The organism is Moorella naiadis (nom. illeg.) (assembly GCF_051020825.1).
GTDB lineage: Bacteria > Bacillota > DSM-521 > Neomoorellales > Neomoorellaceae > Neomoorella > Neomoorella naiadis.
This window is the reverse complement of record NZ_JAXGFQ010000017.1, coordinates 34,939-51,912: the sequence shown is the minus strand read 5'-3', so window position 1 is coordinate 51,912 and position 16,974 is coordinate 34,939. Positions and strand designations below refer to the sequence as shown.

At 59.8% G+C, this 16,974-nt stretch carries 16 protein-coding genes; 12 read left to right on the top strand and 4 right to left on the bottom strand.

What is annotated here, in order from left to right; all coding sequences use genetic code 11:
* Positions 1 to 88: 88 nt before the first annotated feature.
* Both SDD30_RS11650 and SDD30_RS11645 read left to right on the top strand, forming a co-directional pair.
* Positions 89 to 253 carry an alpha/beta-type small acid-soluble spore protein gene (locus SDD30_RS11650; RefSeq protein WP_434075092.1) on the top strand — a complete coding sequence of 55 codons (165 nt, stop codon included), beginning with the start codon at positions 89 to 91 and terminating at the stop codon, positions 251 to 253.
* 19 nt (positions 254 to 272) lie between these two features.
* Positions 273 to 461, top strand: coding sequence for a hypothetical protein (locus tag SDD30_RS11645; RefSeq protein ID WP_434075091.1), 189 nt, complete (start codon positions 273 to 275; stop codon positions 459 to 461).
* 124 nt (positions 462 to 585) lie between these two features.
* Here SDD30_RS11645 and SDD30_RS11640 read toward each other — a convergent pair whose 3' ends face one another.
* Together SDD30_RS11640 and SDD30_RS11635 are read right to left on the bottom strand one after the other, a co-directional pair.
* Complete coding sequence (locus SDD30_RS11640) at positions 586 to 1,056, bottom strand: sporulation membrane protein YtrI (protein ID WP_494517273.1); 471 nt, start codon at positions 1,054 to 1,056, stop codon at positions 586 to 588.
* A gap of 41 nt (positions 1,057 to 1,097) precedes the next feature.
* Positions 1,098 to 1,421 carry a YtrH family sporulation protein gene (locus SDD30_RS11635; protein WP_434075089.1) on the bottom strand — a complete coding sequence of 108 codons (324 nt, stop codon included), beginning with the start codon at positions 1,419 to 1,421 and terminating at the stop codon, positions 1,098 to 1,100.
* A gap of 99 nt (positions 1,422 to 1,520) precedes the next feature.
* On the opposite strand from SDD30_RS11635, the gene SDD30_RS11630 reads away from it, so the two are divergent.
* The 8 genes from SDD30_RS11630 (at position 1,521) to SDD30_RS11595 (ending at position 11,424) form a co-directional block, all read left to right on the top strand.
* Positions 1,521 to 5,066: a DNA polymerase III subunit alpha gene (locus tag SDD30_RS11630; protein ID WP_434075088.1), complete on the top strand. Its 3,546-nt coding sequence runs from the start codon at positions 1,521 to 1,523 to the stop codon at positions 5,064 to 5,066.
* A gap of 93 nt (positions 5,067 to 5,159) precedes the next feature.
* Positions 5,160 to 5,651, top strand: a complete 492-nt coding sequence (gene coaD, locus SDD30_RS11625; RefSeq protein WP_434075087.1) for a pantetheine-phosphate adenylyltransferase — start codon at positions 5,160 to 5,162, stop codon at positions 5,649 to 5,651.
* 72 nt (positions 5,652 to 5,723) lie between these two features.
* Positions 5,724 to 5,957: a trp RNA-binding attenuation protein MtrB gene (gene mtrB / locus SDD30_RS11620; protein ID WP_434075086.1), complete on the top strand. Its 234-nt coding sequence runs from the start codon at positions 5,724 to 5,726 to the stop codon at positions 5,955 to 5,957.
* 5 nt (positions 5,958 to 5,962) lie between these two features.
* On the top strand, positions 5,963 to 6,163 hold the full coding sequence (locus SDD30_RS11615) for a glutamate decarboxylase (protein ID WP_434075085.1): 201 nt from the start codon (positions 5,963 to 5,965) through the stop codon (positions 6,161 to 6,163).
* Between the two features lie 15 nt (positions 6,164 to 6,178).
* The gene (gene pfkA / locus SDD30_RS11610; protein ID WP_434075084.1) at positions 6,179 to 7,138 is read left to right on the top strand and encodes a 6-phosphofructokinase; all 960 of its coding nucleotides are present in this window, start codon (positions 6,179 to 6,181) and stop codon (positions 7,136 to 7,138) included.
* An 18-nt stretch (positions 7,139 to 7,156) separates the two neighbouring features.
* A complete protein-coding gene (pyk, locus tag SDD30_RS11605) occupies positions 7,157 to 8,905 on the top strand; it encodes a pyruvate kinase (RefSeq protein ID WP_434075083.1) in 1,749 nt (582 codons plus the stop codon).
* 310 nt (positions 8,906 to 9,215) lie between these two features.
* Positions 9,216 to 10,610, top strand: a complete 1,395-nt coding sequence (locus tag SDD30_RS11600; protein WP_434075082.1) for an oxaloacetate decarboxylase subunit alpha — start codon at positions 9,216 to 9,218, stop codon at positions 10,608 to 10,610.
* Positions 10,611 to 10,647: 37 nt separating this feature from the next.
* The gene (locus tag SDD30_RS11595) at positions 10,648 to 11,424 is read left to right on the top strand and encodes a DUF169 domain-containing protein (RefSeq protein WP_434075081.1); all 777 of its coding nucleotides are present in this window, start codon (positions 10,648 to 10,650) and stop codon (positions 11,422 to 11,424) included.
* 60 nt (positions 11,425 to 11,484) lie between these two features.
* Here SDD30_RS11595 and SDD30_RS11590 read toward each other — a convergent pair whose 3' ends face one another.
* Entirely contained in the window at positions 11,485 to 12,255 is a 771-nt protein-coding gene (locus SDD30_RS11590; protein WP_434075080.1) for a septum site-determining protein MinC, read from the bottom strand.
* Positions 12,256 to 12,540: 285 nt separating this feature from the next.
* Here SDD30_RS11590 and SDD30_RS11585 point away from each other — a divergent pair, with 285 nt between their 5' ends.
* Together SDD30_RS11585 and SDD30_RS11580 are read left to right on the top strand one after the other, a co-directional pair.
* Positions 12,541 to 14,364: a polysaccharide deacetylase family protein gene (locus SDD30_RS11585; protein WP_434075079.1), complete on the top strand. Its 1,824-nt coding sequence runs from the start codon at positions 12,541 to 12,543 to the stop codon at positions 14,362 to 14,364.
* A gap of 345 nt (positions 14,365 to 14,709) precedes the next feature.
* Entirely contained in the window at positions 14,710 to 15,396 is a 687-nt protein-coding gene (locus SDD30_RS11580) for a manganese catalase family protein (protein WP_434075078.1), read from the top strand.
* A 212-nt stretch (positions 15,397 to 15,608) separates the two neighbouring features.
* On the opposite strand, the gene SDD30_RS11575 is transcribed toward SDD30_RS11580, so the two are convergent.
* Positions 15,609 to 16,967, bottom strand: a complete 1,359-nt coding sequence (locus SDD30_RS11575; protein ID WP_434075077.1) for an amidohydrolase — start codon at positions 16,965 to 16,967, stop codon at positions 15,609 to 15,611.
* Positions 16,968 to 16,974 lie beyond the last annotated feature (7 nt).

The window sequence follows — 16,974 nt, the reverse complement described above, 5'->3', positions numbered from 1 at the left end:
AGGAAAGGGTTACTCTATTATTACGGGGCAACTTTCCCTACTTCCGGAGCCTGGGGGAGGGAAGCGGCAGGATGAAGGTGATAACTGGGTGGGTAAAAAGAAGGAAGATCCAGTATTGCTGGCTTTAAAAATGGAAATGGCGGCTGAACTGGGACTGCTGGCCAAAATAGAGCAGGGTGGCTGGGGAGCCCTGAGCTCAGCGGAGAGCGGTAAAATCGGCGGGCTGTTGGCGCAGAGACTGCGTAAAGGGTAGGAAGAAAGAGGGCTAGTTTATGCACCGGGATCAAAGGAAAAAAGGGCAGCCACCTAGCAGGCGGAAGGACCGGATTTTAAAACCCGGGGATTTTCCTCAGGGAAAGATGGGCTCCGGCTATATGGCGACCATTGCCGGGCAACCCACCATTAAGGATATGGACGCTGAAGATACCCCGGAAACCCCGGATGGAAAGAGACGCAGCTGATATGCCTGGCGGCCGCTGGGATTAAGTCTGGGCCTCGCCCGTTTCTCCGAGGGAGCTTACGCCCACGCCGGCGAACTAAGAAAAAACAGGTTGAGCAGGGCTAAAGGCTCGTAAAGGCGGCGTTTTAGAGGGCGCCATTACCCGGCAAGCTCCGGGCCTGCAGGTGGACAATCACCCTGTCGCTAACGAGGACCAGGGTAACCCGGAGCTGGAACTGGCGGCCGTTTACCTTCATGGTACGGCCGTCAACCATATTAGGGATGAGAGCCGGATTTAGCCGCCGGACCTCCTGGCCCATTAAAGGGGAGAGGATCTCCTGGACTTCCCTGGTTATGGCTTGGGTGGCGGCCCGTCCTTCTACAGCCGGTGGTTTGTCGCCGCTAAAGGTAATCACCGGCTCAATGGCGGTAATTACCTGGTAGCTTTGCCGGGCCTGGCTTTCTTTCAGTTGGGCCAGTTCTTCACTGGCGGTTGCTAGACGCTGCTCCAGCTCGGCCCGGGCCAGGTGCAATTGTTCCTGCTGGCGGGCCAGGTAGAGGTTCGTCAGGCCGGCCCCCAGCAGAAAACCCAGGAGAAGGATGGCTACATACCGCATCACTCTCGACCTTTCACCTGGAAGGGTCAATGTCTACCACATCACTTACCCCCGGCCAGGTTCTGGATGAGCCAGTAGCCCACCTGGGCGCCGGCAAAGGCGATAATAATGAATAATAATTGTTTGAGGAGGATGCGCAACTGTCCCTCCATGATGCCCTGGCCGAGGATCTCGATGGCGTTGAAGGTACCGCCCATGGCGGCGGCAATGGCCCAGATTTTGATCTCCAGGGCCAGGCGGGTCATGGTCCGTAAAGGCGGTTGCCCTACCAGGACGGCCGCCAGGGAACCTATTATAGCTGCTCCCAGGACGACCCCCAGGGCGGTAAAGAAGATGAGCAGCAGCCGGGGGAAAAAAGCGTCCATAGCGGCACCTCCAGTTATAAAAATATACTACCCGCAGCAGGCATCTATGCCGGACGCCGGTAAAAAGGAATCCGTCTCTAAATGTAGAAATAACTCCCCATGAACTCCTTTGTCCACCTCCACGTTCATAGTGAATACAGCCTCCTGGATGGCGCCGGCCGGGCCAAGGAATTGGCCCAGGCCGCCGGGGAGATGGGTATGCCTGCCCTGGCCCTGACGGACCACGGCGTTATGTACGGAGCTGTGGAGTTTTATCAGGCGGCCCGGGCAGCTGGGGTCAAGCCCATCATCGGTTGCGAGGTCTACGTAGCCCCGCGCTCCCGCCACGACCGGGAGCCCCACCGGGATGATTACCAGTACCACCTGGTCCTCCTGGCCACCGACGCCACAGGTTACCGTAACCTCACGGCCCTGGTTTCGGCCGCCTTCCTGGAAGGTTTCTACTACAAACCCCGGGTGGACCGGGAGCTCCTGGCCCGCCATAGCCAGGGATTGATTGCCCTGAGCGCCTGCCTGGCGGGGGAGGTACCGGCCCACCTGTTAAAAGGCCAGGCGGCTGCCGCCCGGGCCGCAGCCGCCTGGCTACAGGAGGTCTTTGGCCCGGAGAACTTCTATCTGGAACTCCAGGACCAGGGCCTGCCGGAGCAGCGGCAGCTAAACCGTCAGCTCATCGAACTGGCCGCCAACTTAAACATCCCCCTGGTCGCCACCAACGACGCCCACTATATCCGCCAGGACCAGGCCCGGGCCCACGATGTCCTCCTCTGCATCCAGACGGGCAAGACCCTGGACGATCCAAGCCGCCTGCGTTTCCCCACGGCCCAGTTTTATTTGAAGTCGCCCGCCGAGATGGCTGCCCTCTTCCGGGAAGTGCCGTCGGCCCTGGATAATACCCTAGCCATCGCCGAGCGCTGCCAGTTTGATTTTACCTTCGGTCGGCTGCACCTGCCGGCCTACCAGGTGCCGGCCGGGGAGGACGCGACCAGCTACCTCCGCCGCTTGAGTTTCCAGGGCCTGGCCCAGCGTTACCCCCATGACGATGGGACGGCCCGGCAGCGACTGGAGTACGAGCTGGGCATCATCGAGCAGATGGGTTATCCGGGGTATTTCCTGATTGTCTGGGACATGGTCAACTTCGCCCGCCGGCGGGGGATCCCGGTGGGTCCGGGGCGCGGCTCGGCCGCCGGCAGCCTGGTGGCCTACTGCCTGGGCATAACCTCTATTGATCCCCTACGCTACGACCTCCTCTTCGAACGCTTCCTGAACCCTGAGCGGGTGAGTATGCCGGACATTGATATGGACTTCTGCTTTGAGCGGCGGGAGGAAGTCATCCAGTATGTCCGGGAGAAATACGGCCAGGACCACGTGGCCCAGATCATCACCTTCGGTACCATGGCCGCCCGGGCCGCCGTCCGGGATGTCGGTCGCGTCCTGGGCCTGCCCCTGGGCGAGGTGGACCGCATCGCCAAGATGGTGCCCCTGGAGCTGGGCATCACCCTGGAGAAGGCCCTGGCTACCAGCCCGGATTTAAAGGAAAGCTACGCCAGTAGTCCGGAGGTGCGGGAACTCCTGGATACGGCCCGGGCCATCGAGGGTATGCCCCGCCACGCCTCGACCCATGCTGCTGGCATCGTCATTACCCGGGAGCCCCTGGTCCATTACCTGCCCTTACAAAAAACCGGCGACGCCGTCACCACCCAGTATCCCATGCAGGCGGTGGAGGAGCTGGGGCTCCTCAAGATGGACCTCCTGGGCCTGCGTACCCTGACGGTCATCGGCCACGCCCGGGAGGCCATCAACCGTAACCACGGCCGGGAGCTAGACCTGGAGCACCTGCCCCTGGACGATGGCCCTACCTACCAGCTCCTGGCCAGCGGCGAGACCAGCGGCATTTTCCAGCTGGAGAGCAGCGGTATGCGGGCCATCCTGCGGGAGTTGAAACCGGAACGCTTTGAAGATATTATCGCCCTGGTGGCCCTCTACCGGCCCGGGCCCCTGGGGAGCGGTATGGTGGAGGACTTTATCAAACGCAAGCACGGGGTTACCCCCATCAGCTACCTGTACCCGGCCCTGGAGCCGATTCTTAAGGACACCTACGGGGTCATTCTCTACCAGGAACAGGTCATGCGCATTGCCAGCGAGCTGGCCGGTTTTACCCTGGGCCAGGCCGACCTCCTGCGCCGGGCCATGGGGAAGAAGAAACCCGAGGTCCTAGCGGCTCAGCGGGAGCGCTTCCTGGCCGGGGCCGCGGCCAGGGGCATCCCCGGGGAAGTGGCACAGAAGATTTTTGACCTCATGGAATACTTCGCCGGCTACGGCTTCAATGCCAGCCACTCGGCGGCCTACGCCCTGGTGGCCTACCAGACGGCCTACCTGAAAGCCCATTACCCGGCCGAACTCCTGGGAGCCCTTCTTTCCAGCGTGGCCGAGCACCTGGACAAAATGGGTCCCTACCTGGCCGAGTGCCAGCGCTTAGGTCTTGCCGTCCTGCCGCCGGACGTTAACGAATCCGGGGTCGACTTTACCGTTACCGGGGGGCATATCCGTTTCGGCCTGGCTGCCGTGAAAAACGCCGGCCGTTCCGCCGCCCTGGCCATTATCGCTGCCCGGGAAGAGGGCGGCCCCTTTACCTCCCTCCTGGATTTCTGCCGGCGGGTGGACAGCCGCCAGGTTAACAAACGGGTGATGGAAAGCCTCATCCGCTGTGGCGCCTTTAACTCAGTCAACCCCAACCGGCGCCGGCTCCTGGCCGGCCTGGACGAGTGTCTGGAAGCGGCCGCCAGGCGCCAGGAGGACCACCGCAGCGGCCAGGTCTCCCTCCTGGACCTGGTTCCGGAGGAGGTCAGCGAGCCCCGCCTGCCGGAGGTGAGTGACTTCTCCCGGGCCGATATCCTGGCCATGGAAAAGGAACTCCTGGGCTTTTACCTGAGCGGCCACCCCCTGGAGCCCTACATCCCCCTCCTCAAGGGAATGCTTTCCCACTCCCTGGCCGCCCTAACGGAAGCGGCCGACGGCAGCCAGGTGACCGCCGGTGGCCTGGTCAGCGGCCTGCGCCGGCTGGTCACCCGGAAAGGCGACCCCATGGCCGTTCTGACCCTGGAGGACTTCAGCGGCCAGGCAGAGGTAATCCTCTTTCCCCGGGTCTACAGCCAAGTGCGCTCCTGGCTGGCTGTGGACCGGGTGGTTCTGGTGCGGGGGCATATCGATAAGCAGGAAGAGGGGGTTCAGGTCCTGGCCGATCAGGTCCGGCCCCTGGAGCCAGCGACTGGTGGGGTCGCCCTGGTCCCTAGAGACAAGATGGAACGAGGCCCGGCCGGTCCGGCCGGCCGGGAACAGCCCGCCACTGCCCGGGACAGTCAAGATTTTTCGGGAAAGGAAGACAGCAGGAAGACGTCGGAGCAGGCCGGGGGACACTTATATCTCAAGCTCACCAATCAGGAACAAATAACGGCCATCCAGGGCGTTTTAACGACCCATCCCGGACCCTGTCCCGTTTACCTGTACCTGGCTGGCAGCCACCGGACCATCGCCCTGCACCGCAGTTACTGGGTCAAGCCGGCACCGGAGCTGTTGGCCAGTTTGGCCGGGCTTCTGGGGGGGGATGATAAAGTAAAGCTGGTGCCGGAAACCGGCAGAAGAAAGTAGATTATTTGCCCGGGCAGGGAGGAATATCGGGAGTACGGGTGGAATTAGCTTTATAAAAAGAAAGGGGTAACAGCAGTTAAGGAGGTGATAGCCGTGAAGATGGCTGTATATCCAGGTACCTTTGACCCCATAACGAACGGGCACCTGGATATCATCCGGCGGGCGATAGGCCTCTTTGATCGGGTTATTGTGGGCGTGGCTGAAGATAATTATAAAGAGACCCTCTTTTCCCTGGCGGAAAGGGTGTACATGGTCCGGGCCGTTACCGGGGATATGCCCGGGGTAGAGGTAAAATCCTTTACCGGGCTGTTGGTCGATTTCGCCCGCCGGGAAGGAGCCGTGGCTATCGTCAGGGGGTTACGGGCGGTTTCTGATTTTGAATACGAGTTTCAGATGTCGATTATGAATAAAAAGCTGGCTGCTGACCTGGAGACGGTATTTTTAATGACTGCTACGGAGTATTCTTTCCTGAGCTCCAGTATTATTCGCCAGGTAGCCTCCCTGGGGGGATGCATCCGTGACCTGGTGCCGCCCCAGGTGGAACGCGTTTTGTTGCAACGCTACGGTTTTTCCGGGCCGGGTTAAGACAACCAGAGCAGGGGCTGGAGAGTACAATAACCATTTTTAGTAGAACCCTATTTGCAGGGAGGTGAGCTGATGGAAGATCGGGAAAGCGTAACCAATGCCGATTTTATTATCATTAAAGCCCTGGAAAACGGGGTGACCATGATCGGCCTCACCCGGGGCAAGGACACCAAATTTCACCACTCAGAAAAACTGGATAAAGGCGAAGTCATGCTTGCCCAGTTTACTGAGCATACCTCTGCCATGAAGATTCGCGGCCGGGCTCTGGTTATGACGAAATACGGGAGTTTGGAAGCGGGGGAGTGAGCGGCATGTGGACCGTGATTTACATTGCTGCCAACCGTAAGCTGGCCTTACGCTTAAAGGAAACCCTGACCCGGGAAGGTGTTATGGTAAGTTTGCGGCCTATTGGTTCCTGTCAGGAAGAGGAACTGGCGGGGTATGAACTCCTGGTCCCGGAATCCGAGGCCGAAGAAGCCAATGAGATCATTAGTACGGCCCTGACACGCTAGAGGAGGGAACTATTTTTGCGTACCATAGGCGTCTTGACAAGCGGGGGTGATGCCCCGGGCATGAATGCCGCCATCAGGGCGGTGGTCCGCCAGGCCGCCGCCCTGAATATGGAGGTCATCGGCATTTCTCGGGGGTACGCCGGATTGATCCAGGGCGATTTTCGCCGCCTGAATACCGGCTCGGTGGCCGGGATTATCCATCGGGGCGGGACCATCCTGCTGACGGCCCGTTCGGAAGAGTTCCGTACCGAGGCCGGCCGGGCCAAGGCCCTGGACAACTTGCACCGGGAGGGTATTGAAGGCCTGGTGGTCATCGGCGGTGACGGTTCCTTCCACGGCGCCATCCACCTGGCCCAAAAGGGCCTGGCGGTAATTGGTATCCCGGGAACCATCGATAACGATATCGCCGGCACCGATTATACCATCGGCTTCGATACGGCCGTCAATACAGCCGTGGAGGCCATCAGCCGTATCCGGGATACGGCCACCTCCCACGAACGCATCTTTATCATCGAGGTCATGGGCCGCCGCTCGGGCCAGATTGCCCTGGCCGCCGGCATCGCCGGTGGCGCCGAATCCATCCTCGTCCCCGAGTACCCCGTGAATTACGACCTAGTGGTAGAAAAACTGGAACGGGGCCGGCACCGGGGCAAACTCCACAGTATTATCGTGGTGGCCGAAGGGGTGGGCAGCGCCCTGGAAGTGGGGGAGGAGATAGCCCAGCGCACCAACCTGGAGAGCAGGGTAACCATCCTCGGGCATATCCAGCGGGGCGGCGCGCCGACGGCCTTTGACTGTATGCTGGCCAGCCGACTGGGCGCCCGGGCGGTGGACCTCCTGGCCGACGGCGTCAGCAGCCGGATGGTGGGAATCGCCGCCAACCAGCTGGTAGACCGGGATCTGAAGGAGGTCCTTCAGAAAAAAAAGAGCATTGACCCGGACCTGTACCGTTTAGCTGAAGTACTGGCCCTGTAGGCCGGCGGGAGGATAAAGATGCGGCACACGAAGATTGTCTGTACCCTGGGCCCGGCCAGCGAACGGGTTGAGATCATTAAAGCCATGATCCGTGCCGGGATGAGCGTGGCCCGGTTTAATTTCTCCCACGGCAGCCATGCCGAGCATGGAGCGCGCATGGCCGCCGTACGCCAGGCGGCCGCGGAGCTGGGCGCCCGGGTGGCCTTAATGCTGGACAATAAGGGGCCGGAGATCCGCCTGGGTGAGGTTCAGGGCCAGGTTACCCTGCAGGACGGCGACCAGGTGACCCTGACGACAGAACCCATTGTTGGTGACGCCAGGCGCCTGCCGGTGAGTTTTGCCGGCCTGCCGGGTGACGTCCGGCCGGGCCAGACCATCCTCCTCGACGACGGGCTGGTGGAGCTGGAGGTTTTAACAACTACCGCCACCGAGATCCATTGCCGGGTGCGCCACGGAGATGTTATCTCCAGCCATAAGGGCGTCAACGTCCCGGGAGCCGAGATCAGCTTGCCGGCTCTGACGGAGCAGGATATCAAAGACCTGGAGTTTGGTCTCGGACAGGGGATCGACTTTCTTGCCCTCTCCTTCGTCCGGACGGCCGGGGATGTCCTGACGGTGCGCCGGGAGCTGGAAAAGCACAACGCCAGGGTGGCCATCATCGCCAAGATCGAAAACCATGCCGGGGTGAAGAACCTGGAGGAGATCCTTCAGGTGGTCGACGGGATTATGGTCGCCCGGGGCGACCTGGGGGTGGAGATTCCCGTCGAGGATGTACCGCTGGTGCAAAAGAAGATTATCGAGGCCTGCAACCTGGCGGGCAAGCCGGTCATCACCGCCACCCAGATGCTGGAATCCATGGTCCACAATCCCCGGCCGACCCGGGCCGAAGCCAGCGACGTGGCCAACGCCATTTTCGACGGTACGGACGCCATTATGCTCTCCGGGGAAACGGCCATGGGCCGCTACCCGGTGGAAGCGGTTGCTACCATGGCCCGCATCGCCCGCCGGGCCGAGCGGGGGTTGCCTTACGGTGACCTGCTGGCTAAAAAGGCCCTTGCGGCTGAGCGGACGGCTACCGACGCCATCAGCCACGCCAGCTGCACCATCGCCTATGAGCTGAATGCCACCGCCATTATCACCCCCACAGCCTCTGGTTCGACGGCCCGCCGGGTAGCCAAGTACCGGCCCCGGGCCCCCATCCTGGCCACCAGCCCCAACGAAAGGGTTTTGAACCAGCTCTGCCTGGTTTGGGGAGTCGAACCCCTGCTGGTGGAGCCCACCAGCGGTACCGACGAAATGGTCAACGCCGCCGTAGCAGCGGCCATTATTTCCGGCCAGGTGAAACAGGGCGACCTGGTGGTCATCACCGCCGGGGTGCCGGCTGGCGTGCCCGGGACTACCAACCTCCTCAAGGTCCACATTGTGGGTGAAGTCCTGGTCCGGGGCCGGGGGATCGGCCGGGAGGTCACCAGCGGCCCGGTACGTCTGGTAAAGACGGCCGCCGAAGCCGTTGCCCGGGTGCAAAAGGGCGACATCCTGGTAACCACAGAAACCGATCCCGACTACCTACCGGCTATGGAAAAAGCGGCGGCGGTAATCACCGAGACCGCGGGCCTGAGTTCCCACGCTGCCGTGACGGGCCTGAGCTTGGGCATACCGGTGGTGGTCGGGGCCAAAGGCGCCACCACTAAACTAACCGATGACCTGATTGTGACCGTCGACGTCGTCCGCGGCCTGGTCTACCGCGGCCAGACCCGGGTATTGTAAACTGGCTGGGGCATGGGACTGGCGGGTAGGCTCCAGACTCCGTGGTTCTCGGCGAGCAAACTTGGCGCTCAGCCTTGCTCGGTGACGGGGGGTGGCTTGGCTTTATTCCTTTGATCAATCATAACGGGGCGTGCTACTTCCGTTCCTGAAGTCACGTTATGATCCCCATCCCGTTCACCGTCGCCTCGCTGCGGCTTCGCTGAGTTTGCTTACGCCTCGAACCAAGTCGCCTTCCGCCTGTACCTGCCAGCCCCTAGGAAACTAACAATTGCCTGATTTGGCAGAACCCTATTATTGGAGGAGGGGAGATATGGTCCGGCAAGTAGGCATCACCGATACGACCCTGCGGGACGGCCACCAGTCCCTGCTGGCCACCCGCATGAAAACCGCCGATATGTTACCCATTGCGTCCCAGATGGACGCCGTTGGTTTCCATTCCCTGGAGGTCTGGGGCGGCGCCACCTTTGACGCCTGCATGCGCTTCCTGAATGAAGACCCCTGGGAGCGCCTGCGGGCTTTGCGACGGGTCCTACCCAACACTAAGCTGCAGATGCTCCTCAGGGGGCAGAACCTCCTGGGTTACCGTCACTACGCCGATGATGTGGTCCGGGAGTTCATCCGGTTGAGCATCAAGAACGGCATCGACATCCTGCGTATCTTCGATGCCCTGAACGATGTCCGCAACATGGCCCTGGCCATGAAAGTCGCCCGGGAGGAAGGCGGCCATGTCCAGGCTACCATCAGCTATACCACCGGGCCGGTCTACGACGACGACTACTACCTGCACCTAGCCCGGGACCTGGCCAAACTGGGGGCCGATTCCCTGTGCCTGAAGGATATGGCCGGCATTCTCACCCCCACCACCGCCTACCGCCTGGTCCAGAAGATCAAAGCCGCGGTAGACCTGCCCCTGCAGCTCCACTGCCACTACACCAGCGGCATGGCCGCCATGACCTACTTAAAAGCCATTGAAGCCGGGGCCGACGTCATCGACACCGCCATGTCGCCCCTGGCCCTGGGCACCTCCCAGCCGGCTACTGAGACCATGGTCGCCACCCTGGCCGAAACCCCTTACGCCACCGGCCTGGACCTGCATAGGCTGGGGGAGATCGCCGCCTATTTCCGCCAGGTACGGCAGCAATATAAGGAGTTCGACCTGGGGGACGGCACCGTTGATGCCAACGTCCTGCGCTACCAGGTGCCGGGAGGGATGATCTCCAACTTCATGTCCCAGCTGGCCCAGCAGAACGCCCTGGACCGCTTGCCGGAAGTCCTGGCGGAGGTGCCCCGGGTGCGGGCCGACCTGGGCTACCCCCCCCTGGTCACCCCCTCCAGCCAGATGGTCGGCGCCCAGGCGGTCCTAAACGTCCTGGCCGGGGAAAGGTACAAAATGGTGACGCGGGAAGTCAAGGACTATCTGCGCGGCCTCTACGGCCGGCCGCCGGCGCCCGTTGACGCTGACGTCCGCCGGCAGATCATCGGCGGCGAAGAGCCCATCACCTGCCGCCCGGCCGACCTCCTGGAACCCCAGCTGCCGGCTGCCCGGCAGGAGATCGCCCCCTATCTGGAAAAGGAAGAGGACGTCCTCTCTTACGCCCTCTTCCCGGCGGTAGCCAAAAAGTTCCTGGCCGAACGCCTGGCCTCCCGGACGGGAGTGGATTATAATCTGGTTGAAGCCGCCCGGGAGCCCGTCTACCCAGCGTGATATCTAATATCTAATAAATAAAGGGGAAGAGAAACCAATGGGTGATTTAGACAAGTCCACCATGGTCAAAAGGTTGACGGAAGTCCTGCACCTGGATACCGGCATTGTCGGCGTTAAACTCTATAAGGACAGGCAGGACCTGCCCCGCCGACCCTATAACTGGAAGGTCAACATCTGCCAGCTGGTTTCGGCAGCCCGCTACCAGGGCAAGGCCAGCTCCGGCACCCCGGACCTCATGGTCTGCGCCATCGGCGCCGCCTGCACCGGGCTCATCAAGACCCCGGAACGCTTCACCAGCGGTAAGGCCGCCCTGGGCCATTATGTGGCCGACGTTGAGGCCGGGAAGCGCTTCATGGCCAACACCTATAAACTGGGAGACAATGGTAAAATTTATGACGCCATCTATATCGCCCCCCTGGAGAGCTATAAAAAAGACGACCCCGATGTGGTGGTCATCTACGCCAACCCGGCCCAGATGATGCGCTTGATCCATTGCTGCCTCCATGAGACCGGCGAGGCCGTCAAGGCCGATACGGTGGCCGAGGCCGCCCTCTGTTCCTCCATTGGTTTTGCCGTTCAAGAACAAAAGCCCGTCATCGGTTTCCCCTGCGGCGGTGACCGCACCTTTGGGGGTACCCAGAAGGACGAGCTTGTTTTCGTAGCACCCTATAATATGCTGGAAACGGTAGTCGAGAATATGGAGAGCCTGCTCATGGGCGCGGGGCAGCTATATCCCGTGGCGCCCTTTAACAACTACACGCCGGTTATGGTCCAGTCTTATACCCTGCAACCGGAGGACCTGGAGGAGAAGTAAAGTTGTTATAGCCGGGTGCATCTCGCCCCCCAAACAGCTAGAGGCCGGAAAAGAATAAGGCTAATTGCGGTGGGGTTTTAGGCTTAAGTAAGGCTCAATAACTATACTGGTGCCCGCCAGGCGGGCTATCTCCGGATAGTTACGCCTGGTTTTTTGTTCCGGTGAACGGGCCAGGACCCCGGCAACGCTCAACTGCTCCGGTTCCAGGCGGTAGGCGACGATGGCAGCGGAACGGTTGCCCCGGATGCCGGCATAGGCCTTACCACGCAGGGTGCCCATGATCAGGATATGGCCGCCGGCCTTAATGACGGCTCCTTCATGAACGTCCCCCAGCCACGTGATATGGCCCGGGTAGTTGATCTCCTGGCCGTTTCGCAGGTTGCCCTCGTCGAGGAGGGTGGGCAGGTCGGTGGCCAGCAACCCGGCTGCAACTTCCGGCTCAGCAGGTAAAGCCCCGGGTGCAGTTAACCCGGCGGTACCGGCAATCGCTGACATTTGTCCTGGGAGAAGGGGCGACCCAATCGCTACAGCCAGGGCACCGGCTGCTACTGATATAGCCTGGCTTCCCCCCGGGCGGCGCCGGTAGGGCAGGGCGATGTGCTCTCCCGGTACCAGGCCGTGCTCCCGGCAGATAGCCTCCAGCTCGGCGGTTTCCAGCCTGTTCAGGGGTGAGGTGGGTACTAGGGCATAAGAAGCCCCTCGGAAGAATCCCCGGGCGGCGGCAAATTTCGCGGCCAGGTTGGACCGAATTTCATTGAAATCCCGGCTGGCATCCAGTAAAATAAGCAGGCCGCCCCGGGTTCCTTTTATAGTAATGCAATCCTGGGCCATGGATGTTTCTCCTTCCCGATATTCCGGCATAATTTCCTATTTTACTGGAAGGATTCGCCCTAAAGGGTCATTTTTCCTGCCGTGGCCGAAACTTTTCGAAGTTTGTTCGTGGCCGGAAAGCCGGCCGCAAATCCTGTCGCCTGGCAGGATTCGGCGCAGTACGGGGAGAATTTTTAGCGAGGTAGAAACCGCTTTCTGCAAGAAACCTTATCAGGACTGATAAAGGAAATGGACCTGAAGCCGATGGATGGACTACAGGTCCCAGAGTGTGGAGTGAAATCCAAGATGACGAGAAGTAAAATTTTTGAAACCAGCATCTTGATAGCCATTCTCACCGGGTGTCTTCTTTTAATGGCGGCCATAGGTACGGGCCGGCTGCAGCCAGCCAGCGCCTACCAGCAAGTTCAGGCCGGCCTCCTGGTCACAGGCAGTGAGAGTTCACCCGATACCTTGATGGCCTACCAGGCGGTTTTGCGGGAGGAGGGTTTCCCGGCGGTAAGGGTTGGGCCAGAGGATCTCAACCAGCAACCGCGGGCCCTGGTGGCCCGTTACCCGGCTTTGATCCTTCCGGAAGGCCTGAATCAGAGCCTGTCCCCCGAGGTTGCCGGCAGGTTAAATGACTACGTCCTGGCCGGCGGTAAGGTTTTATTGGTTTATGACCCCGGTACCAAGGGCGCCGATGGCGGCAATATGGCTGAACCCTCCCTGGCCAGCCTGGCTGGAGTGAACTATGGCCTGCCGGATCGAGGGGGGAAGGAGAGTTATGATGGTTACTGGCAATTCCCTTCTCCCCAGGAAGCCGCGGGCTGGGGGATCACCCCGGGCAAGCTCTCTCACGGTAATGCCGTCAGCAGCTACGGCTACGGCCGGCTGAGCTACCGGCATGTCCGGGCCAGGCTCCTGGACGCCCGGGCGATAGCCTTTGACACCCGGCAAGGCTGGAACCCGGTCATCACCGACAAACTCTACCCCTCCGGGGGGGCTGTGGTTTATGCCAACCTGCCCCTGGCCTTTTACAAGCAAATGTCCGACGACCTGGCCATGCGTTCCGTCCTGCGCACCTTTCTCATCAAATATGCCCATGTGCCCCGCCTGGTCAACACGCCCGGGGGCAGGGGCGGCCTGGTGCTTAATTTCCACCTGGATAGCAATGCCCACATCCTGCCCCTGCGGGCCATGATCCAGCGGGGCATCTTCCGTCCAGAACTGCAATACTCTATCCATATCACCGCCGGTCCGGACACCTATCACCCGGGGGACGGCCAGGGCTTTGACGCCGCCTCCCCGGTCAAAGGCAGGCCCTGGGTTAAGGAAATGCAGAAATACGGGGCCATCGGCTCCCACGGCGGCTGGATTCATAACTACTTTGCCGCCAATCTGGAAAAATTCCCGCGCCAGGAGGCCTGGCGTTACCTGGCCTTAAATTGCGATACCCTGGCGGCTATCACCGGGAAACCGGTGCTGGAGTATAGCGCCCCGGTGGGCCATCATCCCCCCTTTGTCAACGAATGGCTGCAGCAGCACGGCGTCCTGGCCTATTATAGCCCCGGGGATACCGGTTCGGCGCCCACCCGCAGTATTTTCCACGGTCGCCAGGTCAGCGGTAACTTATGGTCCTTTCCCGTTACCCCTTATGGGAAATACGCCGCCCTGGAAGAGTTCATGGCCTTCGGAGTGCCTTTACCGGAGGTTGAGGGCTGGCTGGATAACCTGTTGAATTTTATCGAAGAGGACCACGTTATCCGTCTGATCTACACCCATGCCAACAGGAAGGAGTATGCTCTGGAGGCACTGGCTCACCTGGCGGAACGGGCGGCCCGGGATCAGGAGGAAGGCCGCCTGCTGGTCTGGCCCATGAGCCGCTTTGCCGCCTTTTTAAACCGCTATGAACAGACCGAAGCCACCTTCAGCCGCGAACCGGCCGGGTGGCAGGTCAAGCTGGCTAATAAAGCCGGCCTGGAGGATATGACCGTAGCCCTTTATGTTGGCGCCAGGCGCTACCGGGTCCTCGGCCGCCACCTCTCCTGGCGCCAGGAAGGCGAGTGGTTGTACATTACAACTACAGCTAACGCGGCCGCAAACCAGATTTATGTCCGGGTGCTGAAATAGGGTTGTTGCAACCAACAAAAAAGCCGGGCCTGAACCCGGATGGAAATTAATCATTTTCGACTACATACCACTGTCCCGCCACGCGGCTTATAAAGTATGTATTATCGAGGACAATTTTCATTGGCCACGGCTCCGGCGAACGGCTTTAATTTCAGCTTCCATTGCGGCGTCCGTAATTTGAGCTAGCCCTTTTTGGGATTGCATCATATATCTCTTATCTTATTGCCGGCAACCCGGATTTTGGTCTACCCACTTGATGTAGCGAGGAGCCAAAAGAAAAAGGACCCCCTAGATACATACGATGATGCCCATCATGGGATAATAAACTTAGAAAGGAGGAATAGCATGTTCAAGCACGATAAGAACCTGCTAGAAATGGTTCGTATGGAACGGCCGAACCCAAACTACGCGGCGCTTTTACAGGAGCAGATCGGGGGCCCCCACGGTGAGCTGAAAGCCGGGTTACAATACCTGGCCCAAAGTTTTCGCATTCAAGACCCGGACATCAAGGATATTTTCCTTGACATCGCCGCGGAGGAGCTTAGTCACCTGGAAATGGTATGTACGGCAGTCAACCTCTTGAACGGCCATGAACCCCAGGCCATGAACGCCACCATCGGCAATGTCCAAGCGCATGTAACGACTGGACTCAATCCCTTTTACAGCAACGCCTCCGGCCAGGTGTGGACCGCGTCTTATATTGAAGCCACCGGTGACCTGCCCGCGGATCTGCTTTCCAACATCGCCGCCGAACAACGTGCCAAGGTTGTTTATGAATATCTGCACCGGCAAATCGCGGACCGGTATGTGCGGCAGATGATCGATTTCCTGTTGAACAGGGAAGAGGCACACAACACCATGTTCCGGGAATGCTTCCAGAAGGTCCAGGGAACCGGCTCCACCCAGGACTGGGGTGTGGACAAGGATGCCCGGCTCTTTTTCAACCTGTCCACACCCGGCAACTATGTGGGTTCCTCCCTGCACAACCCGCAACCACCGTCCTTCACCCAGCCGCAAATCCCGCCCCAGTAAAATAGTTAGGGGCGGCTTTTACCAAAAAGTACTATAAGGTAAGATCGTAAACAGGGAAGCGGCCCTCCCTGATATGGAAGGGCCATATCAACCCCTGGCTTGTAAGCACTGCCCCAGTACGCCTTGGAGTAGTCGCACCGTCAAAACGGCGGGGCAATAATTACCGTTCTGTTGCCGGGGGCCAGCATTATCCCTTTGCCTGCCTTCCTGGTTTAAAATTCGGCCGCCAACATTTTTCCCTTGGCCCGGGTAAAGATGTCGTCGGCAATTTCCATGGCCCGGCGCTTCGCTTCCGCCTCGTCAACGGTTAATAACTGCCGGTCCTGCATGATGATCCGGCCGTTAATGATCGTTGTCTCTACATCAGCCGCCTTGGCACAGTAGACAATATTTTGCAGGAGATCATGGAGAAAACCCCGGTGGGGTCCATCTAGCCCCAAGATAATCACGTCGGCCAGTTTGCCGGGCAACAGTTCGCCGGCGTTGATCCGGGCCGCCCGGGCCCCGTTCACCGTAGCCATTTGCAACACCTGGCCGGCCGGAAGCAGACTGGCGTCCTGATAGCGCGCCTTTTGGAACAAGGTAGCCGCCCGCATTTCCTCAAACATGTCCAGCAGATCGTTAGAGGCCGCCCCGTCAGTACCTATGGCCACCGTCAACCCCCTGGCCAGCATTTCCGCCACCGGCGCGATACCGCTGCCCAGTTTGGCGTTACTCTTGGGGTTATAGACTGGTATGACCCCGCGTTCCCGGGCCAGGTCCATTTCGGCCGCCGTCAGGTAGACGCAGTGAACGGCCGTAAAATGCTGCTGCAATAAGCCCAGGCTATCCAGGTAGGCCAGGGGCGTCAGGCCGGATTCTTCTTCAGCAAGGGTTACATCCCGGCTGTTCTCCGAAACATGCACCTGCAAGCCCAGGTCATGGGTAATTGCTGTCTCGCCCAACCACTGGAGAAAATTTTTGGTACAGGCGAAGGGTGTTGACGGGGCCATAAATATCTGGACCAGGGGGCTCTCTGCGGGCACCTGGTGCCATTCCTTGATATAGCTTAAAATTTCCGCCTTGCGTTGCTCATCGCTAAGGGATAGTTCCTTAGGTACCCACCTGTTAACGGCCGTAATGGCCCCGACGCCACGAAAGCCGATATTTAGCCAGGCCTGGAAAACGCTCGGCAGGGTTTTATCCATATTTATGCAGCAGGTGATGCCACCCTTAATCATTTCCATGGCCCCTAATAAGGACCAGTAATAGCCGGCGGTAGCCTCCCGCCGCTGTAGGTAATCTTCCTGGATTACGTTGGTAAAGGGAAAAGTGACTTCTTCACACCATTCTTTAAAAGGCAAATCATCGCGGCGTGCTTTCAGGAAGCACTGATAGAGATGGGTATGGGCATTGATGAGCCCCGGCATGACCACCTTACCTGTAGCTTCAATAATGGTGGTGTCGCGCCCGGCCGTGAGGTCCGGCCCAATTAAGCTGATCTGATTGCCTTCAATAAGCAAATCAACGTTTTCCAGGATCTTTTCGGCATTTTGAATTAAGTAGCGGGCATTCTTAATTAAAATGGCCATGGGTTGG